Below are 25,321 nucleotides of genomic sequence, written 5' to 3'. Positions count from 1 at the left end.
GCCATGGCGTGGAGCGCGCGGCTCGTGGTAATCGTTATCATGCGCTCTCTGCTGCCCGGCGACGCTGCACTCACGGCCTCCCGCGCGGCTCGGCCCCGGCGCGCTCTCCCCTGCGCCGCCGCCGCGCTCACCCTCTTCGCCCCCGCGGCTGCGTCGGCCTACGACTCGCTCGCTGCGCCGTGCGTCGACGATCCGTTCTATTGCGAGCGGGGGGCAGTCGCCTTCGAGCGCAGAGAAGCCATCCCGCTCCAGCTCGACTTCGAGACGGGCTGGGTCCCACCGGGCTCACCGTTGCAACTGAACCTCCGGGCCGCGGTCTATGCGAACACGAAGGTCTCGCTGAGCGGAGCGCTCGAGGCGTCGTGGCCAGAGGCGCTCGCGCTCACGGCCCCCGGCGACCAGGACGGAGGCACGTTCAGCTGCGATTACGGGCTCGGCGTCAGCGCACAGGGGCGCATCAGCGTTTCCATCCTGGGCCAGGACTTCGACTGGACAGGCGAAATCCCCTATGTGCCCCAGCTCGATTTCCATGTGCACGCCAGCGCGCCGTTCGACGCCTGGGGCTGGGAGCCGGGCATTGCGCTGGCGAGCTCGACCGAGCCGCAGCGGCTCGCGTCCGTCGCCATCGGCGACCTCATCGGCGGATCGATCCCCGGTATCGAGGGGCGGTTCGAGCTCGACGTCGCCATGGATGTCGCTGCGCGGTACGTGACCCACCGCGTGGCCATCGAGACGCTCGATCAGGCGACGGTGAGCGGAGGCGACATCACCTCGGAGCGCAGCGCCTCCTTCACGGAGTACCTGGGCGGCCCGTCGGTCGAGCTCAACGTCCGTCCGGAGGGCTCGGTGCGCTACAAGGGCACGCTCCACCTCATCCCCACGTTCAGCGTCAGCCTGCTCGGCCGCGAGTGGTCGATCCCGATCGCCGACCTCCCGCTCGCCTTCCCGCTCACCGAGCGGGAATGGCTCTTCGAGAGCGAGCGCGTCCATATCCCGCTCCCGGATCTCGCGCTGGACACGCAGGAGATCAACTTCGGCGCGGTGGAGGTCGGGCAGGCCAACGTGGAGATCGTCCAGCTGTCGAACACAGGGGAGGCGCTGCTCGACGTCGCCGTGACGACCGACGATCCGGAGGGCTTCGAGCTCGCGAGCGCGGCGCTCGAGGTCGACCCCGAGACGGCGGTCGACTTCGCGATCCGCTTCGCGCCGAAGGCGAGCGGCGCGTTCGCGGCGACCGTCCTCGTCGAGTCGAACGACCCGAGCGATCCGGTGCAGGAGATCACGGTGAGGGGGATCGGCGTCGCAGCGCCGGACGACGGGCCGGACGGCGGTGAGCCCATGGCTCAGGACGGCGGCTGCGCTTGCCGCGCGGCCGGGAGCGCGCCGCGCGGGGGCGCGGGCGGTGGGGCGTGGGCGGCCGCCGGGCTGTCGCTCGCCGCGATCGCGGGCGGCCTCAGGCGCCGGCGCCGCGCGACCTGAGCCTCGTGCCCGGAACCGTACGGCCCTGGCCGCGAGCCCCGGCGCCGCGCGGCCCCGAGCTTCAGGCCGCGCTCGGCGATCCCACGGCGATCTTCCGGCGCACCGACATGGCCGCGATCTGCTCCAGCTCGTCGCCGCGCAGGGTCTCCTTGAGCACGAGCGCCTCCGCGGCCGCCTCGAGGCCCTCGCGGCGATCGACGAGCAGCTGCTTGGCCTTCAGATACATCTCGCCGAGCCGCTCCCTCACCTCCTCGTCGACCTCGCGCGCGGTCTCGTCGCTGCACGTGCGCTCCTCCTGGATCACGCCGAGCATGGGCGCGCCGACCTGGCGCGAGAGCGCGGGCAGCCCGAGGCGCCGGCTCATGCCGAGGCGGGTCACCATCTCGCGGACGAGCGCCGTGGCCCGCCCGAGATCGTCGTGCGCGCCGCTCGAGACCTGGCCGAGCGCGATCTCCTCCGCCGCCCTGCCGCCGAGCATCACCGTGACGCGCGATTCGATCTCCTGCTCGGTGACCAGCTGGCGCTCGTCGCGGGGCACCTGGATCGTGACGCCGAGCGCGCCGATCGTGCGCGCCACGATCGACACCCGCTCCACCGGATCGGCGGCCGGCAGCGCGAGCGCGACGAGCGCGTGCCCGGCCTCGTGGTACGCCACGCGCCGCCGCTCCTCCGCGGTCATGATCTGCCCGCGGCGCCGGAGCCCGAGCTGCGACCGATCGAGCGCCTCGTCGAAGTCGGCCTGGCCGATCTCCCTGGCGCCGCGCCGCGCCCCGGCGAGCGCCGCCTCGTTGACGATCTTGGCGAGGTCGGCCCCGACCATGCCCGGCGTGCGGCGCGCCACGAGCCCGAGGTCGACGTCCTTCGCGAGCGGCACCCGCCGCGCGTGCACCGCGAGGATCGCCTCGCGGCCGCGCAGATCGGGCCGATCCACGATGACCTGGCGGTCGAAGCGCCCGGGCCGCATGAGGGCCGGATCGAGCACCTCGGGCCGGTTGGTGGCGGCCATCAGGATCACGGTTGTGCGCGCGTCGAAGCCGTCGAGCTCGGCGAGGAGCTGGTGGAGCGTCTGCTCGCGCTCGTCGTGGGTCGAGAGGGCGCTGAGGCCGCCCCGGGTCCTGCCCACGGCGTCGATCTCGTCGATGAACACGATGCTGGGCGCGCTCTTGCGCGCCTCCTCGAAGAGCTCGCGCACGCGCGCCGCCCCGAGCCCCACGAACATCTCGACGAACTCGCTCGCGTTCAGCGAGAAGAACGGCACGTTCGCCTCGCCTGCCACGGCGCGCGCGAGCAGCGTCTTGCCGGTGCCGGGCGGCCCGACGAGCAGGAGGCCGCGCGGGATCCGCCCGCCCAGCGACCGGTACCGCGACGGCTCCTTGAGGAAGTCGATCACCTCGACGAGCTCGTCCTTGGCCTCGTCGACCCCCGCGACGTCGGAGAAGCGCACCGGATCCTGCTTGGACCGATCGTAGATCTTCGCTTTGCTGCGCAGGAACCCGAGCGGCCCGCCGGCCCCCTGCCCCGCCCGGCGCAGCATCATGAAGAACACCGCGTTGATGAGCAGGAGCGGCAAGAGCCAGAGCGCCACCTGCGTCCACGCCGCGGACCGGGCGCTCTTCGCCTCGATGCGGACCTGCTGCTCGAGCAGCGCCCGCACGATCGGCTCGTCCTCGACGCCGGGTAGCCGCGTCACGCGGACGCGCTCCTCGGGCCGCTGCTCGCCGGCGCGGCGGACGAGCTCGATCTCGTCGGGCTTCACGACCGCCGCGGCGACCTCCCCGCGCCGCACCTCGGCGACCGCCTCGTCGTAGGGCACGAGCGGAGGCCCCGGCGGCTTGAAGATCCCGGAAAAGACCAGAGCCGCGGCGGCGATCAGCAGGTACCCGAGCCACGTGCGCGACGTCGGCCTTTTCTCGTCAGCCATTCCATGGATCTGATGTGTGGCGTGCGTCGCCTCGGCAAGCCCCGGGCCCCGGAAGAACCGGAAATTACACGGTAAAGCCGCGCGAGGGAGGGAGCCCAGGAGGCTGACCGTGAGCCACCCGGCCCCGGTTCTACGGCCCGGGACCACGCGTCCACCGCTCGGTCACCGCTCGGTCACCGTTCGATCACCGTTCGATTCCGCGGCTCTACCGCGCGCCTGCTGCCCGGTTGCCGCGGGGTGATCGCCCCGTGGATCCAGGCTAAGAAGCGCCCCTGTGCCGCTCGCTTCCGACCGCGCCTCGCTCGCCACGTTCCCCATCGACTGGGGCGGGCTCGCCCCGCTCCGGCTCAAGTCGCGCGCCGTCGCCGAGGGCGTGTACGCCGGAATGCACCGGAGCATCCGCAAGGGCGCCGGCGTCGAGTTCGGCGGGCAGCGGCCCTACGTGCCCGGCGACGATCTCCGCTTCTTCGATCGCCGCGCCCTGCTCCGCCACGATCGCCTCATGGTGCGCGAGTTCGAGACCGAGACCGATCGCGCCCTCTGGCTGTGCGTCGACGCGACCGCCTCGATGTCCTACCGAGGCCAGCGCGCGCCCGGCGCCAAGCTCGCCTACGCGGCGCTGATCGCCGCGGCCATGGCCCGCGTCGCGCTCGCCACCGGCGACCCGGTGGGGCTCGCGTGGCTCGGCGGCGCCGGCACCCACGGCCTGCCCGCCATGGCGGGGCGCGAGGCGTTCGAGCGGATCGTGGGCGCCCTCGAGGCCACCTCCGCGGCCCAGGACTGGAGCGGCGACGCGGGCGCGATCGAGCGCGCCCTCGCGCCCGTCGCGAAGAAGGCCCGCCGCGGCGCCGTCGTCCTGCTGATCTCGGATCTACTCGATCTTGCTCACGAATCCGGCACGGACCGCGCGCTCTCCGCGTTCACGCCGCTCAGCACGGGCGGCCGCACGCTGATCGCCCTCCAGGTCCTCGATCCGAGCGAGGCGGAGCTCGACTTCGAGGGCAACGTGCGCCTCCGCGCGCTCGAGGGCGACGCCGTCGTCGAGGCCGATGCGGGCGCGGTCCGGGCGCAGTACAAGGCGCGCCTCGCCGCCCTGACCGAGGGCTGGTCGCGCGCGCTCGCGTCGCGCGGCGGCCGCCTGCTGCGCGCGACGAGCGCCGATCCCTCGACCGACGTCGTCCGCTCCCTGGTGCAGGCGATCGCCGAGGTGCGGCGATGAGCTTCGTCACCCTGGGCGCGTTGCTTGTCGCGCTGCTCGTCGGCGCGCCGGTCGCCGCGCACCTCCTGCGCCGTCGCCGCGCCGAGGAGCGGCCGTTCCCGCCCGCGCGGCTGGTCCCGCCCACGCCGCCGACGGCGCGGCGCCGGAGCCTCCTCGAGGACCGCGCCCTCTTCGCCACCCGGGCCGTCTCGGTGCTCGCGCTCGCGGTGCTCGGCGCCACGCCGCTCCTGCGCTGCTCGCACCTGGCGCTCAGCCGCAGGGCCGGCGCGTCCGTCGCGCTCGCCATCGTCGTCGACGACTCGCTCAGCATGCGCGCGCGCCCGGGCGCCGGCGGCGTGGAGCGCGGCCCCGCGCGGTTCGAGCGCGCGCTCACGGCCGCGCGCGAGCTCGCCGGCGGGCTCGCGCCCGGCGACGCCGCGGCGCTCGTCCTCGCGGGCGCCCCGGCCCGGGTCGCCCTCGCGTCGACGACCAACCTCACCGCCGTCACCGAGGCGCTCGCCGCGGTGACGCCGTCGGACCGCGCCACCGACCTCGACGGGGCCCTCGACCTCGCGCGCGATCTGCTCCGGGGCCTGCCCCAGAGCGACAAGCGCATCGTGCTCCTCAGCGACCTCGCGGACGGCGCGCCAGGCGCCCCGCCCATCTCGGGCACCCCCGACATCGCCACGTGGGTGCCGCTCGAGGAGCTCGAGGCGACGGGCGAGGACTGCGGGATCGTGCGCGCGGATCGATCGAGCCAGAAGGCGCGCATCCGCGTCGTCTGCACCGCCGCGTCGCCCGCCGCGCCCGGGCCCGACCCCGCCGCCGCGGAGCGCGACGGCGGCGCGGCGGCGCCGGCCGCCTCCGCCGCGGGCGCCTCCGCCGCCGCGGGGCGATCCCTCGAGGTGCGCGCCGGCGACGCGGTGCTCGGCAAGGTCGCGCTCGATCCGGCGCTGCGCGCCGAGGAGCTCACGATCGATCTGCCCTCGGGGGCGCCCGAGCTCCTGCTCGCCGTGCTCACCGGCGGCGACGCGATCGCCGAGGACGACCGCGCGCCGATCATCACCGCCGGCGGCCCGCTCTCGATCGCGGTCGTGGTCGACCCCGCGACCACGCACGTCGAGACGGGCGGCCCGCCGCCGCTCGAGCAGGCGCTCTCTGCGCTGGATCTCGACGCGCAGATCAGGCCGCTGCCCTCGGTCCCGGAGCACGCGGACGAGCTGGCCGCGCACGCGGGGCTCATCGTCGACGACGCGCCCGGCTTCACGCCGGAGGTGCGCCGCTCGCTCGCCGCGTGGGTCGAGCGCGGCGGCGTCGCGCTCCTGACGCTCGGCCAGCGCGCCGCCGCCGCGCCGCTCGGCGCCGGGTTCGAGCCGCTGGTGCCCGGCGTCGTCCGCTGGTCGGCGTCCCCGGTCCCCGGGTTGGACCGCGCCACGGCGGGCTGGCTCGGACCGTCCGCGGCTGGCCTCGCCGACGTCGCTCCGCGCGGCCGGGCCACGCTGGGCGCGGAGGCCTCGGAGGGCGCCGAGGTGCTCGCCCGGTGGACCGACGGCGCCCCGTTCCTCGTGCGCCGCCCGCTCGGGCGCGGCGTCGTGCTGTTCATGACGCTGCCGCTCAGTACGGAGGAGAGCGACGTCGCGCTGCGGCCGGCGTTCCTCTCGCTGCTCGACGGGTTCGTCGGCGCCGCGCGCGCCCGCGGCGGCGCGCGGCGCCTCGCCGCGGGCGAGACGTGGACCTTCGACGGCTACCACGACGTCAAGGTCGAGCGCGTGCGGATCGACCGCGGCCAGGGCCCCGCGGGGCGTGAGGCGCTCCCCGTCGTGGAGGTCGATCGGCGGCTGCGCGTCTCGCCCCCGCTCGCCGGGCTCTACGAGCTCACCCTGGACGGCGAGCGCTCGACGCGCGTCGTGTCGGTGCCGGAGCGCGAGATCGACCTTCGCCCCCGGCGCGTCGCCGAGAGCGCCCGCGCGGCGGAGCTGGGCGGCATGTCGGCATCCATCGACGGATCGCCCTACGTGGCGCTGCTGCTGCTCGCGCTGCTCGCGGCCGAGCTCCTGCTGCGCGCCCTCGGAGGCCGGCGGCAGCCGGCCGAAGTCCAGGCGAGCTGAGGCCGGCGGCCGCTTTCAGCGCGGCCTGGCAGCGGGGCGGCCGGCGTCAGCCAGCTCCCGCCGCCACCGCGCTCAGTGCGTCTGCCAATGCGGCGGGATCTCGTCCGCCGGCGCGAACTCGGGCTTGGCCGGCGAGGCGGGCACGACGGCCGCCCGGCGAGGCCCGTTCGGCTTGAAGCTGTGCTCCGCGGCCGGGAACGTGCGCGACTGCACCTCGTCCACGTAGGCGCGCGTCGCCTCCACGATCTGGTCGCCGACCTCGGCGAAGCGCTTCGCGAACTTCGGCGTCAGCTCGCGGAACATCCCGAGCAGGTCGTAGCAGACGAGCACCTGCCCATCGCAGCCGGCCCCGGCGCCGATGCCGATCGTCGGCACGGAGACCGCCTCCGTCACCTCCTGCGCGAGGTCCGGCGGGATGGCCTCGAGCACGATGGCGTAGGCGCCCGCCTCGTCGAGGATGCGCGCGTCGGCGATGAGGCGCTCGGCCGCCTCGTCGCCCTTGCCCTGCACCTTGAAGCCGCCCATCGCGTGCACGGACTGCGGCGTGAGCCCGAGGTGACCCATCACCGGGATGCCCGCGGCGACGATCCGGCGCACATGCTCCGCGATCTCGGCGCCCCCCTCGAGCTTGATGCTCTCGAAGCTGCCCTCCTTCATCATCCGCCCGGCGTTCTCGAGCGCGTGCATCGGAGAGAGCTGGAAGCTCATGAACGGCATGTCGCCCACGACGTGGGCGCGCCGCGCGCCGCGCGTCACCGCGCGGCCGTGGTAACAGATCTCCTCGACCGTGACGGGGAGGGTGGTCGGGTGCCCTTGCACGACCATCCCGAGCGAGTCGCCGACGAGCAGCAGATCGGCGCCGCCCTCGTCGAGCAGCCGCGCCATCGTGAAGTCGTAGGCCGTCACCATCGCGATCGGCGAGACCCCTTTGCGGGCGCGGATCTCGGGGACCATGACCTTCGTCGAGCGCTGCGCTGGTCTACGCGCGCTGCCGCCACCATTGCCTTGCGGACCGTACATGTGCCTCCTGGTCGCGGCCGCACCTGCGGTCCACGCCTCCGGAAAGGCTAGAGCCGCGCACGCTACAGGGCAAGACGCGGCGCGCGCCGGCCGCGGCCGACCTCGTCACAATCACCAAGGATCGTGGAGAGTTACCGACGGAAACAGCCGCGGCAGGTAGGGGGCCCAGGCGCCGCTCGGCGGTCGCTGCAGCGCCGACCGATCATCCGCGTCGCTGGCCGGCGCCGCCAGAAGAGAGCGCCGCGGCAGGCGCCCGCGAGGCGCCCGGGGGTGCCGGCCTGGGGTTCGTCAGCGCGGTCAGGATGTGGTCGCGCCAGGCGCCGTCGATGAACAGGTAATCGCGGGCGTACCCCTCGACGACGAAGCCGAGGCGCCGGAGCAGCCGACCGCTGCGCTCGTTATGCGGCAGGTAGTTCGCCATCACCCGGTGGAAGCCGAGCGTGCCGAACATGTACGCGATCGCCGCCTCGAGCGCCTCGAACATCACGCCCGAGCCCACGACGCGCTGGTCGAGCGAGTAGCCGAGCGTCGCGGCCTGGAAGACGCCGCGAACGAACTGGGTGAAGTTGCAGACCCCGATCACCTCGCCCGCGGGAGCGCCGCGCCACTGCAGCGCGAGCCGGAGCGCCCGGTCCGCGACGAGATCGTCGCGATCGCGGAGGAGGCGCTCCCGCCAGAACGCCTCGGTGTAGAAGCCCTCGGGTCGCGGCGGATCCCACCGGGCCAGGTGCTCGCGATTGCGCTCGAAATAGGCGAGGTAGCGGCCGGCGAAGTCGAGGGACGGGATGAGGAGGCGCAGCCGCGGGGTCTCGATGCAGACGGAGCTCTTCAACCGGGCCTCCCGCGCGCCGCTCTTACGACAAGGTCCCTTCATCGAGGCGGCGCATCCCCTCGAGGAGCAGGGCCTCGGGTGAGGCGGTGATGCTGCGGGTGCTGGGCGAGAAGCTCGGGTCGAGACGGAAGTCGCCCTCCCGGAGCGTGAGCATCCTGTAGAACGCGTCCTCGCCCAGCGCGCCGGCCCAGAGCGCGTGGACGACCTGCCCGTCGGCGAAGTGGATCTCGCCGGCCATGGAGTTCGCCTGGATCTTGAGCGCGCACGTCTTCCGGCCGTGCCAGAGGATCTGGATCATGTCCGGCAGGCCCATCTCGGCGAGCGAGCCGGACACGCCGCGGGGGACGGCGGTCGTGGAGCGTCGCTCGATGAGCTGGCGGAGCTTGGCGGCCATGACGTCGGTCGACGCCGGCTTCGAGACGAAGTCGTCGACGCCGAGATCGAAGGCGCGCTGGGCGGTCTGCCGGTCGGTCTTCGCGGTGAGGATGACCCACGTCTTGTCGCGGCCGAAGCCGAGCTTCAGCGCGTCGGCGCGGAGCACGAGGCCGGCGTCGGGCTCCTCGAGGTCGATCTCGCTGACGACCACCTCGATGTCCTTCGTCTCGAGCTCGCGGCGCGCCTGCGCCACGTTGCGCGCGATCGAGACCTCGAACCCCTGCTCGAGGAGCCGCAGCTCGAGCACCGTCGTCTCCTCGGGATCCGGGTCGACGATGAGCGCCTGATGCCGGTCGGCGAGGAGCTTCGCGCGCATGTCGTCGCCGGTCATGACCTGGCGGAAGAGATCGACGATGTTCGGATCGAAGATGGTGCCGCGGTACTGGGCGAGCACGTCGCAGGCCTCGGGCGGGCGGAGCGCCTTGCGGTAGGGGTTGCGCGGGTTCTGGGTGAGGTCGGCGTAGGTGTCCGCGACCGCGAGGATGCGCGCGCCGAGCGGGATCTCCTTGCCGGACAGGCCGTCGGGGAAGCCGCTGCCGTCGTAGCGCTCGTACATCAGGTTGATCGCCGAGACGACGTCCTGCGGCAGGCCCACCGACTCCATGAGGTGGGCCGGGAGGTCGACGCTCTTCGTCGCGGCGAGCCGGTGCCCCTCGTACTCGGCGACGTTGAGCGCGGTGAGGTGGTACGGGCCGTTCTTGCCGAGATCGTGCAGGTAGGCCGAGGCCACGTAGCTCGCGACCGTCGTCGGCGGCAGGCCGATGCGCTCGCAGAGCTTGCGGACGATGCGCGCGACCGTGGAGGAGTGACCCCGGAGGTCCTGCCGCGCGTTCTCGAGCAGGCTCACGAGGACGTTCAGCGTCTCGACATACGCGTGGCTCGTGGTCGGGTGCGGCGGCGGCGGCGCCGCTGCCACCGCGACCGGCGCCGAGAGCGGGGCGGCCTGCGGCTGAACGGGGGGCGAGGGCGGCACGGGCGTGGGCGGGGGCCCGGCCGGGGCCACGCGCGGCGGCGCGGAGGGCGCCCGCATCACCGCGGGAGCCTGCGGCGCCGTGACGAGCGCCGCGGGCACCGGCGCGGGCTGCGGCGTCGCGTGCGCCGTCTGCCCGTGCATCGTCGTCTGCCCGTGCATCGTCGTCGTCTGCCCGTGCATCGGCTGCGAATGCGAGGGCGGCGCGTGCGCCGGCTGGCCGTGCATCGTCTGCGAGTGCGCAGCCGGCACGTGCGTCATCGACGCGCGCTCGTGCGTCATCGACGTGCGCTCGAACGGGTTATTGCTGTTGTTGTAGAGGATCTCGTCGAACGAGCTGACCGGCCGCAGCAGCGAATTGAAGGCGGTCGTGTCGCCCCGGTAATGGTAGGCGATGGCCGCGCGCACTGCCGCCGGCCTGGCGACGATGGCGCGTACGTCCCGCACGCCCGCGGCCAGCCGGATCTCGTGCAGCGCGACGTCGTTGTCGGGATCCGCCGTCGCGACCGAGAGCGTCGTGTTCCGATCGTCGAGCAGGACCGGGAAGACGCCGTGCAACGTCGCGGTGATCGCCGAAACCTTGGCGAGCACGCGGGGCTCGATGATCGCCTTCGAGAGCTTCTCGGTCGAGACGAAGCGGGTGTTGTGGACGGTCGCGATGAACTTCAGGAGCTCGGCCTCGTTGACGATATCGAGCTCGATGATGGCGTCCTCGATGCGGCCGCGGGTACGCATCGCGTACTCCACCGCACGACGATGGTCGTCCGGAGTGATGCGCCCCTCGAGGACGAGGCGATCGGCAATCCGCTGGTTCAATCCGTGAACGGAAGCCATCGAAACCTGATTCTACTCGGAAATTGGAGGTAAGCGCGCCCAAGAACCCTCGCGGAACGAAAGCACGCGGGGAAAGCTGGCCAGCCGCTCGCGGCGTGTGCAGCCATGGGGTGCGCTCGATGAATGAGAGCAGAGCTCGGCTCGGTGCGCGAGCCCCGTGAACACCGGCCAACGCTGGTTGGCTCCCGAGGCCCCGCTCGACCCGATGCGCTGCTACGTGGAGGTGAAGGCTGACCCCGGGTAGGCGCGCGCGCCACGTCCGGCGCGGCTCGCCAGGCCGACAAGCTCAGGGCTGAAAGAGGAAAGCCGCCCCCGGGACGGTGTCCAGGGGACGGACGGCGCGCCCGTAGGCGGGAGTCGACCCCGCCCTGGGCGCGCCGGCGGCCGTTACTCCTCGTTCACCGCCGTGAGCGTCTCCTCGGGACGCGGCCGGGGGGCGACGTACGGCGCTTGCACCACCGGCTCGCCCTCGACCACGACCTGGAGACGCTTGTAGGCGGGCAGCCCCGTCCCGGCCGGGATCAGACGGCCCATGATGACGTTCTCCTTGAGACCGCGGAGATCGTCCGTCTTGCCGTTGATCGCCGCCTCGGTGAGCACCTTGGTCGTCTCCTGGAACGACGAGGCGCTGATGAACGACTCGGTCGACAGGCTGGCCTTGGTGATGCCGAGGAGGAGCGCCTCGGCGATGGCGGGCTTGCCGCCGCGCTCGAGGACGGTCTCGTTCTCCTTCTCGAAGATGTGCTTCTCCACCTGCTCATCGACCAGGAAGTTCGTATCGCCGACCTCGCGCACGCGGACCCGCCGGAGCATCTGCCGGACGATGACCTCGATGTGCTTGTCGTTGATGCCGACGCCCTGGAGCCGGTAGACCTGCTGGATCTCGTTCACGAGCCAGGCCGACAGCTCCTTCTCGCCCTTCACCCGGAGGATGTCGTGCGGGTTCGGCGGGCCGTCCTGGAGCGGGTCACCCGCGCGCACCCGGTCGCCCGGCTGCACCTGGATGTGCTTGCCCTTGGGGATCAGGTACTCGCGCGCCTGATCGCCGAGCGCATGCCCGTCCGGCGAGTACGGCGTGATGATGACCTTCCGCTTGCCCTTCGTGTCCTTGCCGAACGTGACCTCGCCGTCGATCTCGCTGATGATCGCGTGATCCTTGGGCTTTCTGGCCTCGAACAGCTCGGCGACGCGGGGCAGACCGCCGGTGATGTCCTGCACCTTCGTCGTGTCGCGCGGGATCTTCGCGATGACCTCGCCGGCCTCGATGAGATCCCCCTCCTGCGCGACGATGTGCGCACCGACGGGGAGCAGGTAGCGCGCCTCGAGCTCGCTGTTCGGGAGCTTCAGCGTCCTGCCGGACTCGGGGTCCTTCAGCGAGATGCGCGGGCGGACGTCGGCCGCCTTCGACTCGATGACGACCTTTCGCGAGAGGCCCGTCACCTCGTCGAGGCGATCCTGCACGCTGACGCCCTCGATGAGGTCGCCGAACTTCACCACGCCGGAGACCTCGGTGAGGATCGGCGTCGCGAACTGGTCCCACTCGGCGAGCAGCTCGCCGGCCTTGGTGCGCTCGCCGTCGGCCTTCTTGAGGATGGCGCCGTAGACGAGGCGGTTGTGCTCGCGCTCGCGCCCCGTCTCGTCGACGACAACGATCTCGCCGTGGCGGTTCATGACCACCATCGTGCCGTCCTTCTTCTTCTGGACGACCGCGCGGCGGAGGCGGACCGTGCCCTCGGTGCGGGCCTCGAGGTAGCTCGCCTCGATCTTGCCGCGCGCCGCGGTGCCGCCGATGTGGAAGGTGCGCATCGTGAGCTGCGTGCCCGGCTCGCCGATCGACTGGGCGGCGATGATGCCCACCGCCTCGCCGATGTTGACCCGGTAACCGCGCGCCAGGTCGCGGCCGTAGCAGAGCGCGCACACCCCGCGGCGGAGCTGGCACGTCAGCACCGAGCGGATGACGACCTCCTCGATGCCGGCGTCCTCGATGGACCGCACCGCCTGCTCGTCGAGCTCGGTGTTCGCGGTGATGAGCACCTCGCCGGTGAGCGGGTCGACGACGTCCTCCAGCGCGACGCGGCCGAGGATGCGGTCGCCGAGCGGCTGGATGACCTCGCCGGCCTCCTCGAGCTTCGCCACGCGGATGCCGTCGAGCGTGCCGCAGTCGAACTCGGAGATGACCGCGTCCTGCGCCACGTCGACGAGCCGCCGGGTGAGGTAACCCGAGTTCGCCGTCTTGAGCGCGGTGTCGGCGAGGCCCTTGCGCGCGCCGTGCGTCGAGATGAAGTACTGGAGCACGCTGAGACCCTCGCGGAAGTTCGCGGTGATCGGCGTCTCGATGATCTCGCCGGACGGCTTGGCCATCAGGCCACGCATCGCGGCCAGCTGCCGGATCTGCTGCGTGGAGCCGCGCGCGCCGGAGTCGGCCATGATGTAGATCGGGTTGAAGCTCGGCTCGATCGAGGACTTGCCCGTCTCGTGATCGACGATCGTCTCCTTGCCGATGCCGGCCATCATCTCGGTCGTGACCTGGTCGGCGATGCTCGCCCAGATGTCGACGATCTTGTTGTACCGCTCGCCGTCGGTGATGAGCCCCTCCTGGTACTGCTCGACGACGCGCTCGACCTCCTTCTGGGCCTCGCCCAGGAGGACCTTCTTGGCCGCCGGGATCACCATGTGATCCATGCAGATCGAGATGCCCGCCCGCATCGCGTGGTCGAAGCCGAGCGTGCGGAGCCGGTCTGCGAGGAGGACGGTCTCCTTGTTGCGGTGGATGCGGTAGCAGACGTCGATGAGCGCCGAGAGCGCCTTCTTGTCGAGGGTCTTGTTCGCGTACTCGAACGCGACCCCCTTCGGGAGGACCTCGGAGATGATGACGCGACCCACCGTGGTCTCGACGATGCGGCGCTTCACGTGGCCGAACTCGTCGAGCTGCGGGTTCCCGTCGTCGTCGATGATCGGCACCCGGACGCGGACGCCGGCGTGCAGCGCGACCTCGCCGTTGTCGTAGGCCATCCGCACCTCCTCGGGGGAGGCGTAGATGCCCCGCAGGTAGCCCTGCGCCACGCCGTCCTCGCCGAAGGAGAGGGTGTCCGCGCGGTACGACCCCTTCTCGAACTTGCGCTCGCGGGTCGCGTAGTAGAGCCCGAGCACGATGTCCTGGGTCGGGTTGATGATCGGCTTGCCGCTCGCGGGCGAGAGGATGTTGTTCGTGCTCATCATGAGCACGCGCGCCTCCATCTGCGCCTCGACCGACAGCGGCACGTGGACCGCCATCTGGTCGCCGTCGAAGTCGGCGTTGAACGCCGCGCAGACCAGCGGGTGCAGCTGGATCGCCTTGCCCTCGATGAGGACCGGCTCGAACGCCTGGATGCCGAGGCGGTGGAGCGTCGGGGCGCGGTTCAGGAGCACCGGGTGCTCGCTGATGACCTCCTCGAGGATGTCCCAGACCTCCGGGCGCTCCTTCTCCACCATCTTCTTCGCGCTCTTGATGGTGTTGACGTAGCCGCGCTCTTCCAGCTTGTTGTAGATGAACGGCTTGAAGAGCTCGAGCGCCATCTTCTTGGGCAGACCGCACTGGTGCAGGCGCAGCGTCGGGCCGACGACGATGACCGAGCGGCCCGAGTAGTCGACGCGCTTGCCGAGCAGGTTCTGGCGGAACCGGCCCTGCTTGCCCTTCAGCATGTCGGAGAGCGACTTGAGCGGGCGCTTGTTCGGGCCGGTGATCGTCTTGCCGCGGCGGCCGTTGTCGAAGAGGGCGTCGACCGCCTCCTGCAGCATCCGGCGCTCGTTGCGGATGATGATCTCCGGCGCGTTCAGCTCGAGGAGCCGCTTCAGGCGGTTGTTGCGGTTGATGACGCGGCGGTAGAGGTCGTTGAGATCGCTGGTCGCGAAGCGGCCGCCGTCCAGGGGCACGAGCGGGCGCAGATCCGGCGGGAGCACCGGGATCACGGTCAGCATCATCCACTCCGGCCGATTGCCGCTCTCGCGGAAGGCCTCGACGACCTTGAGCCGCTTCGCGAGCTTCTTCCGCTTGGCCTCGCTGGTCGCCGCGCGCATCTCGGTCCTGAGCAGCTCGGCCAGGCCGTGGACGTCGACCTGCTTGAGCATCTCGAGGACCGCCTCGCCGCCCATCCCGGCGCTGAACTTGTCGTCACCGTACTCGTCGAGCAGCTGCAGATAGCGCTCCTCGCTCAGGAGATCGCCCCTCATGAGGCCGGTCTCCTTCGGATCGATGACGATGTAGGCCTCGCAATAGAGCACCTTCTCCAGGTCCTTGAGCGTGATGTCGAGCATGTTGCCGATGCGCGACGGCAGGCTCTTGAGGAACCAGATGTGGGCGACCGGCGTGGCCAGCGAGATGTGCCCGAGCCGCTCGCGGCGGACCTTCGACTGGATGACCTCGACGCCGCACTTCTCGCACACGATGCCACGGTGCTTCATGCGCTTGTACTTGCCGCAATTGCACTCGTAGTCCTTCACCGGCCCGAAGATCTTGGCGCAGAACAGGCCATCTCGCTCCGGCTTGAACGTCCGGTAGTTGATGGTCTCCGGCTTCTTCACCTCGCCGTGGGACCACTCGCGGATCTTCTCCGGGCTCGCGAGCGAGATGCGGATGGCGCTGAACGACAGCGGGTCTTTGGGCTTCTCGAAGAAGCTGAAGATGTCACGCATGGAGACCTCCGGAGACGGAAACGAAACCGATGAACCTGTCCGCGCCCACCGTGTCGGCCTTCGGGAGCGCGCCGCCCGCGCGACGCGCCTCCCTCGCCATCACCGACCCGGCGCGCGGCGCTCGTGACGTGACGAACTGCATCACTCCTCTTCCTCCGCGGCCGAGGCCTCCACGCCTCCGGTCGACTCGACCAGCTCGACGTTCAGGCACAGCGACTGGAGCTCCTTGATGAGCACGTTGAAGCTCTCCGGCAGCCCCGCCTCCAGGGTGTAGTCCCCCTTCACGATGGCCTCGTACATCCGGGTGCGGCCCATCACGTCGTCGCTCTTCACGGTGAGGAACTCCTGCAGCGCGTAGGCCGCGCCGTAGGCCTCCATCGCCCAGACCTCCATCTCGCCGAGCCGCTGCCCGCCGAACTGCGCCTTGCCGCCGAGGGGCTGCTGCGTGACGAGGGAGTAGGGCCCGATCGAGCGCGCGTGGATCTTGTCGTCGACCAGGTGGTGGAGCTTCAGCATGTACATGATGCCCACCGTGACGTTCTGATCGAACGCCTCGCCCGTGCGCCCGTCGAAGAGGATCGCCTGGCCTGAGGTCGGGAGATCCGCGATATCGAGAGCGCCCTTGATATCCGACTCGTGAGCGCCGTCGAACACCGGCGATCCCATGAACACGCCCTCGTCGACCGTCTTGACGAAGCGCTTGACGTCGCCGTCGTCGAGGTCGTCGAAGAAGCCGTCCATCGACTCGTCGCCCGCATAGATGGCCTTCAGGTGCGCCTTGATCTCGGCGGTCGCCCGCTGCTGCTCGACCATGCGCTGCAGCTGGTTGCCGAGCTCGAAGGCGCCCCACCCGAGGTGGATCTCGAGGATCTGACCGACGTTCATGCGGCTCGGCACGCCGAGCGGGTTGAGCACGAGATCGACCGGCCTACCGTCCTGCAGATACGGCATGTCCTCCTCGGGGAGGATGCGGCTGATGACACCCTTGTTGCCGTGGCGGCCCGCCATCTTGTCGCCGACCTGGAGCTTGCGCTTGATGGCGATATAGACCTTCACCATCTTGATGACGCCCGGCGGCAGCTCGTCGCCCTTGGAGAGGCGATCGATCTTGTCGCGGAAGTGCTCCTCGCGCGTGCGGACGAGCTCCTCGAGGTCGCGCAGGATCTGCTGGACCCGCTCGGCGTCGTCGACGGGGATCTCGCCCCAGTACTTGCGGGGGATCTCGGCGAGCGAGGCCTCGTCGATGATGGCGCCCTTCTGGAAGAGCACCTTGCCCTTGTCGTCGACGAGCTTGCCCGACGCCTCCTTGCCGAGCAGGAGCTCGCGGATGCGGCGGAAGAACGAGTCGCGGAGGATCTTGATCTCCTCGTCGCGCGTCCGCTCGATCCTGGCGCGCTCCTGGTCCTCGATGTCCCGCGCGCGGTCGTCCTTCTCGGTCCCCTTGCGCGAGAACACGCGGGCGTTGATGACGATCCCGCCGACCCCGGGCGGCACCTTGAGCGAGCTGTCGCGGACGTCGCCCGCCTTCTCGCCGAAGATCGCCCTGAGCAGCTTCTCCTCGGGCGAGAGCTGGGTCTCGCCCTTCGGGGTGATCTTGCCGACCAGGATGTCGCCGGGGCGCACCTCGGCCCCGATGCGGACGATGCCGGAGTCGTCGAGGTCCTTGAGCGCCTCCTCGCCGACGTTCGGGATGTCGCGGGTGATCTCCTCCTTGCCGAGCTTCGTGTCGCGGGCGACGCACTCGAACTCCTCGATGTGAATCGAGGTGAACACGTCGTCCTTGGCGATGCGCTCGGACACCAGGATGGAGTCCTCGAAGTTGTAGCCCTGCCACGGCATGAACGCGACGAGCACGTTCTGGCCGAGCGCGAGCTCGCCCATGTCCGTGGACGGGCCGTCGGCGAGCACGTCGCCCTTCTTCACCACCTCGCCCGTCCTGACGACCGGCTTCTGCGTGTAGCAGGTCGACTGGTTCGAGCGCTGGAACTTCATGAGGTGGTAGATATCGGGCACCTCGGCGCCCTCGCCCTCGGCGCGGACGACGATGCGCGTCGCGTCGACGCTCTCGACGACCCCGGGGCGCCGCGCGATGACGCAGACGCCGGAGTCACGGGCGAGCCGCTCCTCCATGCCGGTGCCCACGAGCGGCGCGTGCGACTGGACCAGCGGCACGGCCTGGCGCTGCATGTTGGCGCCCATGAGCGCGCGGTTCGCGTCGTCGTGCTCGAGGAAGGGCACGAGCGCGGCGGCGACCGACACCATCTGGTTCGGCGCGACGTCCATCAGCTCCACCATCTCGGGCGTGACGATCTTGAACTCGCCGTTGTAGCGGGCCGAGACGAGCGACTCCTTGAAGCGCCCGCTCTCATCGAGGTTCACGGTCGCCTGCGCGATGTACTTGCCCTCCTCCTCCAGCGCGGAGAGCCAGATCACGTCCTCGGTCACGCGGCCGTTCTCGACCTTGCGGTACGGCGTCTCGACGAAGCCGAACTCGTTCACGCGGGCGAACGTCGACAGCGACGCGATGAGGCCGATGTTCGGCCCTTCGGGCGTCTCGATCGGGCAGATGCGGCCGTAGTGGGTCGCGTGGACGTCGCGCACCTCGAACCCGGCCCGCTCGCGCGTGAGGCCGCCCGGCCCGAGCGCCGAGAGGCGGCGCTTGTGGGTGACCTCGGAGAGCGGGTTGGTCTGGTCCATGAACTGCGAGAGCTGCGAGCTCCCGAAGTACTCCTTCACGACCGCGCTGACCGGCTTCGCGTTGATCAGGTCGTGGGGCATGAGCGTGTCGATCTCCTGCGACATGCTCATGCGCTCCTTGATCGCGCGCTCCATGCGGACGAGGCCGATGCGATACTGGTTCTCCATCAGCTCGCCGACCGCGCGCACGCGGCGGTTGCCGAGGTGGTCGATGTCGTCGACCGAGCCGCGCCCGTTCTTCAGCTCGATCAGGTGCCGCACCGTCTCCAGGATGTCCTGCGGCGTGAGCACGGTGAGGTCGAGCCCCGGCCGCTCGTCCTCGGGGACGTCCCGGTAGAACTTGTAGTTCAGCTTCAGCCGGCCGACCTTCGACAGGTCGTAGCGCTCGGCGTTGAAGAACAGGTTGTGGAACAGGGTCTTGGCGGTCTCGAGCGTCGGCGGATCCCCCGGACGCAGCCGCCGGTAGATCTCGAGGATCGAGTCCTCCATCGTCTTCACCTTGTCGGTGAGCAGCGTGTCGCGCAGGTACGAGCCCACGTTCAGGCCGTCGATGAAGAGGATGCGGAACTGCTCGATGTTCGCGTCGCGCAGCCGCTCGAGCTTCGCCTCGGTGAGCTCCTCGTTCACCTCGACCACGACCTCGCCCGTCTCCGGGTCGACGATGTCGTGGGCCGCGACCTTCCCGACGAGTTCCTCCGGCTCGAGGCTGAGCCGCTCGAGCTTCGCCTCCTTCATCTTCCGGATGGCGGCGCGGGTGAACTTGGTGTTCTTCTTGACGATGACATCGGCGCCGATCTTGATGTCGCGCGTCGTCCGCTGGCCGGCCAGGAGGTCGTACTCGATGCTCTTCGAGTACTTGCCCCCCGTCTCGAGGTACACGGTCTCGGTCGAGTAGAAGTAGTTGAGCAGGTCCTGCGTCGAGTACCCGAGCGCGCGCAGCAGCACGGTCGCGTGCATCTTCCGCCGGCGGTCGATGCGAACGTAGATGATGTCCTTCGGGTCGAACTCGAAGTCGAGCCACGAGCCGCGGTACGGGATGACGCGCGCGGAATAGAGCAGCTTGCCGCTCGAGTGCGTCTTGCCCTTGTCGTGGTCGAAGAAGACGCCGGGGCTGCGGTGCAGCTGGCTGACGACGACGCGCTCGGTCCCGTTGATGATGAACGTGCCCGTCTCGGTCATCAGCGGGAGCTCGCCGAAGTAGACCTCCTGCTCCTTGATGTCGCGGACGATCCGCTCCCCGCCGTCGCGGGTGTCGTAGATCATCAGCTGGTTCGTGACCTTGATCGGCGCCGAGTAGGTCATGCCGCGCTGGCGGCACTCATCGACGTCGTACTTCGGCGGCTCGAGGTTGTACGAGACGAAGACGAGCTCGCTCGTGCCGTTGAAGTCTTTGATCGGGAAGACCGAGCGGAACACCGCCTGCAGCCCGATCTCCTCCCGCTCGTTCGGCGGAACGCTCATCTGGAGGAATTTGTCGTAGCTCGACTTCTGGATGTCGATCAGGTTGGGGACGTCGATGATGCGACGAACGCGACCCAGGTTCTTACGGACGCGGAAGTTGGATTGGACGACCGACGGCATCGATTTCCTCCGGCTCACACGAGCCGTGCGGGGCGGGCGCACGGCTCGAACCGAGCAACGAACACGAAGCTACGCACCAATGGCGAGCGAGCGTCCCCAGGGTGTGAGGACCCAAAACATCTTGGCTGTGGGGGCAGAGCGGACCGCGTGGCGACCCATTGAGCTCCGGCATTGGTCGAGGACTCGCACCCGCGGTCCTCGTCAGAATTGACCGAGGACCCGTAGCCGCGGTCCTCTACAGCAGCGTTGCGCAGGGACCCGCACCCGCGGTCCCTTTCTTCAGACAAAAGCGGGACGTGCGGCAGGGACGACCGCCCTGCCGCCGTCCTCCGGCGGATCCCGATTTCCCCTGGCAGGGAACGGTGATCGTTACTTGAGCTCGACGGTAGCACCTGCCTCGACGAGCTTCTTCTTCATCTCTTCCGCGTCCGCCTTGGAAACCTGCTCCTTGACGGTCTTCGGCGCGGCCTCGACCAGGTCCTTCGCCTCCTTCAGGCCCAGACCGGTGATCTCGCGGATCGCCTTGATGACGCCGATCTTGTTGCTGCCGGCGCTCGCAAGGATGACGTCGAACTCGGTCTGCTCCGGGGGCTTCTCGGCCGGAGCGGCGGTCGAGGGGCCGGCGGCGACGGCGACAGCCGCGGGGGCAGCCTTGACGCCCCACTTGTTCTCGAGGTCCTTGATGAGCTCGGCGATCTGGATGACAGGGAGGTTGGAGAGGTAATCGACGACCTGCTCGCGCGTGATCTCAGCCATTGCAAGACTCCTTCAAACTCTTCTGCGCGCCCCGGGGAGGGGGGCGATGTAAACCAAAACCAGACGGGCGCAAGGCCCATTTATTACGAAAGCGCCCTCTCAGGCCGACGTACCCGCCGCGTCCTCCTTCGCCTTCAGGAGATAGGCGAAATTCTGGAGAGGCGCGTTGAGCTGCTGCACGAACTGCTGGAGCGGCGCCTGGAGCGTCGCGAGCAGCGTGGCACGGAGCTCATCCTTGCCGGGCATCGTCGCGAGCTGCGTCTCGACGGCGTCGCCCGAGAGGATCTGCCCCTCGATGAGCCCAGCCTTGATCTGGAGCTTCTGGTTGTCCTTGCGGAACGCCTTGACGACCTTGGCTGCCGCGCTCGGATCCTCGTAGCTCCAGGCCACGCCGGTCATGCCGGTCAGGCTCTTCGCCAGCGTGTTCGCCCAGGGATGCTCCTTGACGGCGTGGCGGACGAGCGTGTTCTTCACGACCCGGTACTCGACGCCGGACTTCCGGAATTCATCGCGAAGCTTGGTGACCGCCTCGACGTTCATTCCCTTGAAATCCAGGAAGACCGCGGAAGACATCCGCTCGAATTTCTGCCGGACTGAGCCGACAACCGCTTCCTTCTGGGACCGTTCCATGGGCTACGCCTCCTCTGCCTTGCCGACGAAGTGGACCGGGTCGATGCGAACCCCCGGGCCCATCGTCGAGGACATCGTGATGCTCCGGAGGTAGATGCCCTTGGCTGTCGCCGGCTTGGCCCGGACGAGCGCCTGGATCAGCGCGTCCGCGTTGACCTGGAGCGCGTTCTCCGCGAAGGAGACCTTGCCGATCCGAGCGTGCACGATGCCCGCCTTCTCGACGCGGTACTCGACCTTGCCGGCCTTGGCCTCCGAGATGGCCGTCTTCACGTCAAACGTCACCGTCCCCACCTTGGGGTTCGGCATCAGGCCGCGCGGACCGAGGATACGGCCGAGCTTGCCCACCAGGCCCATCATGTCGGGCGTCGCGATCACGCGGTCAAAGTCCATGAAGCCTTCCTGGACCTTGTTCACGAGATCCGCCTCGCCGACGAAGTCGGCCCCGGCAGCCTCGGCCTCCCTGGCCTTCTCACCCTTGGCGAACACAAGCACGCGGAGCGACTGCCCCGTGCCATGCGGGAGCACCACGGCGCCGCGGACCATCTGGTCTGCGTGCCGCGGGTTGACCCCCAGCCGGACCGCAACGTCCACCGTCTCGTCGAACTTGGCGGGCGCGGCTTGCTTCACGAGCGCGCACGCCTCCTGCAATGTGTACTTTCGCGCGCGATCGACGAATGTTCGCGCTGCGACTTTCTTCTTGGCGACTTTCGGCATATGCCCTCCTTCGTAACGGCTCTCGCCTCCCACGGTGCGCCTTAAACTACCGTGGTAAGTCTTCTCCCAGTCCGCCGGGGCGCCCTCGATTCGGAGCGCCGCCAGGGCGGCGCGCATCCCCGACGGCGGGGAGCGCTGTGACCAACCTCAGTCGACGATGTCGATGCCCATCGAGCGGGCGGTGCCCGTCATGCTGCGCATCGCGGAGTCGAGGTTCGTCGTGTTCATGTCCTGCATCTTGAGCTGGGCGAGCTCCTGCAGCTGCTGCTGCGTCACCTTGCCCACCTTGACCTTGTTGGGCTCCTTGGAGCCCGCGCCCGGCTTCTTCTTGGTCTCGAGCCCCGCCGCCTTCTTCAGGAGCACGGAGGCCGGCGGCGTCTTCATGATGAACGTGAACGAGCGGTCCGAGTAGACCGTGATCACCACCGGGATGATCATGTCTCCCTGTGTTGCCGTCCGCGAGTTGAAGTCCTTGCAGAACGCCATGATGTTGACGCCGTGCTGGCCGAGCGCAGGACCGACGGGGGGCGACGGGTTGGCCTTGCCCGCCGGAAGCTGCAGCTTCACGTACCCAGTGATTTTCTTCGCCATGATGAATCTCGCACCCTATCGAACCGCCGCCCGACGGGCGGTGTACTATTCAGAGAAACAGCGAAGCACCGCGGAGACGCGGTCCTCGCCCGCAGGTTTGCAGCCGTTCGCCCCCGACTAGCGCTTCTCCACGGCTGAGAAGTCGAGCTCCACGCTGGTGGGTCGGCCGAAGATGCTGACCTTCACCTTGAGCTTCTGCTTGTCCATCTTCACGTCGTCGACCGTGCCGGTGAAGTTCGCGAAGGCCCCATCCAGGACCCGCACCTCCTCACCCACCTCGAACGTGAGCCGCGGCTTCGGCTTGACTGCCCCCTCGACGATCCCCCGCCGCAGGCTGTCGATCTGTACCAGCGGGACTTCCTGCGGCGCCTGGTTGCCGATGAAGCCGGTCACCTTGGGCGTGTCCTTGACCAGGTGCCAGACCTGCTCGTTCATCTCCATCTCGACGAAGATGTAGCCGGGCAAGCTGAGCTTTTGGCGAACGCGCGTCTTCCCGCCAGGACGGTTCTCCGTGACCGTCTCGCTCGGGATGAGGATCTCGCCGAACCGATCTTCCAGTCCGTATTGCTTTACGCGCTGCTGGAGCGCGTCGCGCACCTTCGCCTCGTATCCCGAATAGGTATGGATGACGTACCACTTCTTGGCCATGGCGCTTGATTCCCTCAGGGTCTCCCTGCTTCAGCTTCCATCGCCGTAAACGATGTTGGTCACGAATGCCCAGAAGCGGTCGAGCAGCGCCAGGTAGAGGGTCGCCACGGTGGTCGTGGCGATGACGACGAACGTCGAGTTCGTCACCTCTTTCTTGGTCGGCCACTTCACCTTCGCCAGCTCGCCGGCAACCTCGTCGCTCCAGGTGCGGAGCTCCGTGTTGCGGAACATGCGCAGCACGACGATGAGCGCGATGACGCCGCCGATGACCATGCCGTAGGTCGCCTGGTCGTCGTCACCCACCGCGGAGACCACCGGCAGCGCCCGGCTGAACCAGTCCTTGTTGGAGAGGGTCGCCCAGACGCCGTGGACGATCTTGCCGAGGAGGTAAGCGAGCAGCATCCCGCCGGCGAAGAAGCCGGCGAGCACATAGCGCTCCGTCCCGAGCTGGGTGGCCGCGGCCTCCTCCTCGGCCTCCTCGGCCTCTCCGAGCTCACCGGCGCGCAGCGCCTCGGCATCTTCGGTGTCAGCGGCCGCTGGCTCTTCGCCCTGCGTCACGAGGGATGACGCTTCGGTGGGCTCGGCCGATCCAGATTCCTCCGGCTCCCCATCCTCCGCGACCTTCGGCGTTTGCTTGTCTTTTTGACCCTTCGCCATAACCACACCAAACGCGCCGGCCCGCGGCAGACAGAAGCCTGCGCAATGGGGCTTCGGGGGCGCCCCCTGGGCGCCCACATTCCCCGGCAGGGGCAGAGAGGCTCGAACTCCCGACCTGCGGATTTGGAATCCGCTGCTCTACCAACTGAGCTATACCCCTAGAATCGCTGCGCCTTCCTGAGCACCCGTTCACTTCGTTTCGTTGTGAACCGTGTGCTTCTTGCACTGCTTGCAGAACTTCTTGAGCGAAACCACCTGGTCGGGCGCCTTCGTGGTCTTGTAGTTCCGCGACTTGCATTCGCAGCAGGCCAGTGAGACGGCGATGCGCGCCGCACGCCACCCACCGGCCTGCTCGCTCATGTCCGTCTCCTACGCGAGGATCTTGGTGACGACGCCGGCGCCCACCGTCTTGCCGCCCTCGCGGATGGCGAAGCGCATCTGCTCCTCCAGCGCGACCGGGGCGATGAGCTCGATCGTCATCGTGATGTTGTCGCCCGGCATCACCATCTTCACCCCCTCGGGGAGGTTCACCGTGCCGGTCACGTCCGTCGTCCGGATGTAGAACTGCGGCCGGTAGTTGGTGAAGAACGGCGTGTGGCGCCCGCCCTCCTCCTTCTTGAGGACGTACACCTCACCGGTGAACTTCGTGTGCGGCGTGATCGACCCGGGCTTCGCGAGCACCTGGCCGCGCTCGATCTCTTCCTTCTCCACGCCGCGGAGCAGACATCCGACGTTGTCGCCCGCCTGCCCCTGGTCGAGCAGCTTGCGGAACATCTCGACGCCGGTGACGATCGACTTCTTCGTGTCCTTGAAGCCGATGATCTGCACCTCGTCGCCGACCTTGATGATGCCGCGCTCGATGCGGCCCGTGGCCACGGTGCCGCGGCCCTTGATCGAGAACACGTCCTCGATCGCCATCAGGAACGGCTTGTCGATGTCGCGCACCGGCTCGGGGATGTAGCTGTCGAGCGCGGCGAGCAGCTGCTGGATCGTCTCCTCCCACTTGGGGTCGCCCTGCAGCGCGGGCAGCGACGCGCCCCGGACCACCGGCGCGTTGTCGCCGTCGAACTTGTACTTCGACAGCAGCTCGCGGACCTCCATCTCGACCAGGTCCAGCATCTCCGGGTCGTCCACGGCGTCGCACTTGTTGAGGAACACGACGATGTGGTTCAGGCCGACCTGCCGGGCGAGCAGCACGTGCTCGCGCGTCTGCGGCATCACGCTGTCGAGCGCCGACACGACGAGGATCGCCCCGTCCATCTGCGCCGCGCCGGTGATCATGTTCTTGATGTAGTCGGCGTGTCCGGGGCAGTCGACGTGCGCGTAGTGGCGATTCACCGACTCGTACTCGACGTGCGCCGCCGCGATGGTCACCGTCTTGGTCTCGTCACGGACCGTCCCGCCCTTCGCGATGTCGGCGTACGAGATCGCCTTCGCCAGGTTGCGCTTCGACTGCACCTTGACGAGCGCGGCCGTGAGCGTGGTCTTGCCGTGGTCGATGTGGCCGATGGTGCCCACGTTCACGTGCGGCTTCGTACGACTGAATTTCTCCTTGGCCATCGAGATGTCTCCTGCCGAA

General features: G+C 69.4%; 17 protein-coding genes and 1 tRNA gene. 3 read left to right on the top strand and 15 right to left on the bottom strand.

Annotation, left to right across the window (positions count from 1 at the left end; translation table 11 throughout):
• Positions 1-39 precede the first annotated feature (39 nt).
• Positions 40-1,479 (top strand): choice-of-anchor D domain-containing protein, encoded by a 1,440-nt coding sequence (locus WMF17_RS02890; protein ID WP_437647965.1) that lies wholly within the window; start codon positions 40-42, stop codon positions 1,477-1,479.
• A 61-nt stretch (positions 1,480-1,540) separates the two neighbouring features.
• On the opposite strand, the gene ftsH is transcribed toward WMF17_RS02890, so the two are convergent.
• Positions 1,541-3,400 (bottom strand): ATP-dependent zinc metalloprotease FtsH, encoded by a 1,860-nt coding sequence (gene ftsH, locus WMF17_RS02885; RefSeq protein ID WP_437647963.1) that lies wholly within the window; start codon positions 3,398-3,400, stop codon positions 1,541-1,543.
• Positions 3,401-3,674: 274 nt separating this feature from the next.
• Between ftsH and WMF17_RS02880 the strand changes: the two genes are divergently transcribed.
• Together WMF17_RS02880 and WMF17_RS02875 are read left to right on the top strand one after the other, a co-directional pair.
• Entirely contained in the window at positions 3,675-4,619 is a 945-nt protein-coding gene (locus tag WMF17_RS02880; RefSeq protein ID WP_437647961.1) for a DUF58 domain-containing protein, read from the top strand.
• Positions 4,616-6,706 carry a VWA domain-containing protein gene (locus WMF17_RS02875; protein WP_437647959.1) on the top strand — a complete coding sequence of 697 codons (2,091 nt, stop codon included), beginning with the start codon at positions 4,616-4,618 and terminating at the stop codon, positions 6,704-6,706. The genes WMF17_RS02880 and WMF17_RS02875 overlap by 4 nt, the downstream gene beginning before the upstream one ends.
• Positions 6,707-6,778: 72 nt before the next feature.
• Here the strand turns inward: WMF17_RS02875 and panB are convergent, their stop codons facing one another.
• The 14 genes from panB to tuf all read right to left on the bottom strand — a co-directional run bounded on the left by panB (position 6,779) and on the right by tuf (position 25,302).
• Positions 6,779-7,726: a 3-methyl-2-oxobutanoate hydroxymethyltransferase gene (panB, locus tag WMF17_RS02870; RefSeq protein WP_437600439.1), complete on the bottom strand. Its 948-nt coding sequence runs from the start codon at positions 7,724-7,726 to the stop codon at positions 6,779-6,781.
• 202 nt (positions 7,727-7,928) lie between these two features.
• Positions 7,929-8,558 carry a GNAT family N-acetyltransferase gene (locus WMF17_RS02865; RefSeq protein ID WP_437600438.1) on the bottom strand — a complete coding sequence of 210 codons (630 nt, stop codon included), beginning with the start codon at positions 8,556-8,558 and terminating at the stop codon, positions 7,929-7,931.
• Positions 8,559-8,580: 22 nt separating this feature from the next.
• A complete protein-coding gene (locus WMF17_RS02860; RefSeq protein WP_437600436.1) occupies positions 8,581-10,797 on the bottom strand; it encodes an HD domain-containing phosphohydrolase in 2,217 nt (738 codons plus the stop codon).
• A gap of 387 nt (positions 10,798-11,184) precedes the next feature.
• Positions 11,185-15,468, bottom strand: coding sequence for a DNA-directed RNA polymerase subunit beta' (gene rpoC / locus WMF17_RS02855; RefSeq protein ID WP_437600434.1), 4,284 nt, complete (start codon positions 15,466-15,468; stop codon positions 11,185-11,187).
• 141 nt (positions 15,469-15,609) lie between these two features.
• On the bottom strand, positions 15,610-19,746 hold the full coding sequence (rpoB, locus tag WMF17_RS02850) for a DNA-directed RNA polymerase subunit beta (RefSeq protein WP_437600432.1): 4,137 nt from the start codon (positions 19,744-19,746) through the stop codon (positions 15,610-15,612).
• A 369-nt stretch (positions 19,747-20,115) separates the two neighbouring features.
• The gene (gene rplL, locus WMF17_RS02845) at positions 20,116-20,502 is read right to left on the bottom strand and encodes a 50S ribosomal protein L7/L12 (RefSeq protein WP_437486075.1); all 387 of its coding nucleotides are present in this window, start codon (positions 20,500-20,502) and stop codon (positions 20,116-20,118) included.
• Positions 20,503-20,601: 99 nt separating this feature from the next.
• Positions 20,602-21,132 carry a 50S ribosomal protein L10 gene (gene rplJ, locus WMF17_RS02840; protein WP_437600431.1) on the bottom strand — a complete coding sequence of 177 codons (531 nt, stop codon included), beginning with the start codon at positions 21,130-21,132 and terminating at the stop codon, positions 20,602-20,604.
• A 3-nt stretch (positions 21,133-21,135) separates the two neighbouring features.
• Positions 21,136-21,846 (bottom strand): 50S ribosomal protein L1, encoded by a 711-nt coding sequence (rplA, locus tag WMF17_RS02835; protein WP_437600430.1) that lies wholly within the window; start codon positions 21,844-21,846, stop codon positions 21,136-21,138.
• 147 nt (positions 21,847-21,993) lie between these two features.
• Positions 21,994-22,437, bottom strand: coding sequence for a 50S ribosomal protein L11 (gene rplK, locus WMF17_RS02830; RefSeq protein ID WP_437600428.1), 444 nt, complete (start codon positions 22,435-22,437; stop codon positions 21,994-21,996).
• Between the two features lie 117 nt (positions 22,438-22,554).
• A complete protein-coding gene (gene nusG / locus WMF17_RS02825; RefSeq protein WP_437486067.1) occupies positions 22,555-23,085 on the bottom strand; it encodes a transcription termination/antitermination protein NusG in 531 nt (176 codons plus the stop codon).
• 30 nt (positions 23,086-23,115) lie between these two features.
• Positions 23,116-23,643, bottom strand: a complete 528-nt coding sequence (secE, locus tag WMF17_RS02820; protein ID WP_437600427.1) for a preprotein translocase subunit SecE — start codon at positions 23,641-23,643, stop codon at positions 23,116-23,118.
• Between the two features lie 186 nt (positions 23,644-23,829).
• A tRNA-Trp gene (locus tag WMF17_RS02815) sits at positions 23,830-23,902 on the bottom strand.
• 29 nt (positions 23,903-23,931) lie between these two features.
• Entirely contained in the window at positions 23,932-24,102 is a 171-nt protein-coding gene (rpmG, locus tag WMF17_RS02810; protein WP_437577944.1) for a 50S ribosomal protein L33, read from the bottom strand.
• A gap of 9 nt (positions 24,103-24,111) precedes the next feature.
• Positions 24,112-25,302 (bottom strand): elongation factor Tu, encoded by a 1,191-nt coding sequence (gene tuf / locus WMF17_RS02805; RefSeq protein ID WP_437600426.1) that lies wholly within the window; start codon positions 25,300-25,302, stop codon positions 24,112-24,114.
• Between the last annotated feature and the right edge of the window lie 19 nt (positions 25,303-25,321).

The sequence above is a fragment of the Sorangium sp. So ce362 genome, from assembly GCF_051519845.1.
Taxonomy (GTDB): Bacteria; Myxococcota_A; Polyangia; order Polyangiales; family Polyangiaceae; genus Sorangium.
This window is presented reverse-complemented; position numbering and strand designations above follow the sequence as displayed.

Coding starts and splice junctions, on each gene's coding strand:
- WMF17_RS02890 (WP_437647965.1), top strand. CDS start 40: ATGCGCTCTCTGCTGCCCGGCGACGCTGCACTCACGGCCTCCCGCGCG.
- ftsH (WP_437647963.1), bottom strand. CDS start 3,400: ATGGCTGACGAGAAAAGGCCGACGTCGCGCACGTGGCTCGGGTACCTG.
- WMF17_RS02875 (WP_437647959.1), top strand. CDS start 4,616: ATGAGCTTCGTCACCCTGGGCGCGTTGCTTGTCGCGCTGCTCGTCGGC.
- panB (WP_437600439.1), bottom strand. CDS start 7,726: ATGTACGGTCCGCAAGGCAATGGTGGCGGCAGCGCGCGTAGACCAGCG.
- WMF17_RS02860 (WP_437600436.1), bottom strand. CDS start 10,797: ATGGCTTCCGTTCACGGATTGAACCAGCGGATTGCCGATCGCCTCGTC.
- rpoC (WP_437600434.1), bottom strand. CDS start 15,468: ATGCGTGACATCTTCAGCTTCTTCGAGAAGCCCAAAGACCCGCTGTCG.
- rpoB (WP_437600432.1), bottom strand. CDS start 19,746: ATGCCGTCGGTCGTCCAATCCAACTTCCGCGTCCGTAAGAACCTGGGT.
- rplL (WP_437486075.1), bottom strand. CDS start 20,502: ATGGCTGAGATCACGCGCGAGCAGGTCGTCGATTACCTCTCCAACCTC.
- rplJ (WP_437600431.1), bottom strand. CDS start 21,132: ATGGAACGGTCCCAGAAGGAAGCGGTTGTCGGCTCAGTCCGGCAGAAA.
- rplA (WP_437600430.1), bottom strand. CDS start 21,846: ATGCCGAAAGTCGCCAAGAAGAAAGTCGCAGCGCGAACATTCGTCGAT.
- rplK (WP_437600428.1), bottom strand. CDS start 22,437: ATGGCGAAGAAAATCACTGGGTACGTGAAGCTGCAGCTTCCGGCGGGC.
- nusG (WP_437486067.1), bottom strand. CDS start 23,085: ATGGCCAAGAAGTGGTACGTCATCCATACCTATTCGGGATACGAGGCG.
- rpmG (WP_437577944.1), bottom strand. CDS start 24,102: ATGAGCGAGCAGGCCGGTGGGTGGCGTGCGGCGCGCATCGCCGTCTCA.
- tuf (WP_437600426.1), bottom strand. CDS start 25,302: ATGGCCAAGGAGAAATTCAGTCGTACGAAGCCGCACGTGAACGTGGGC.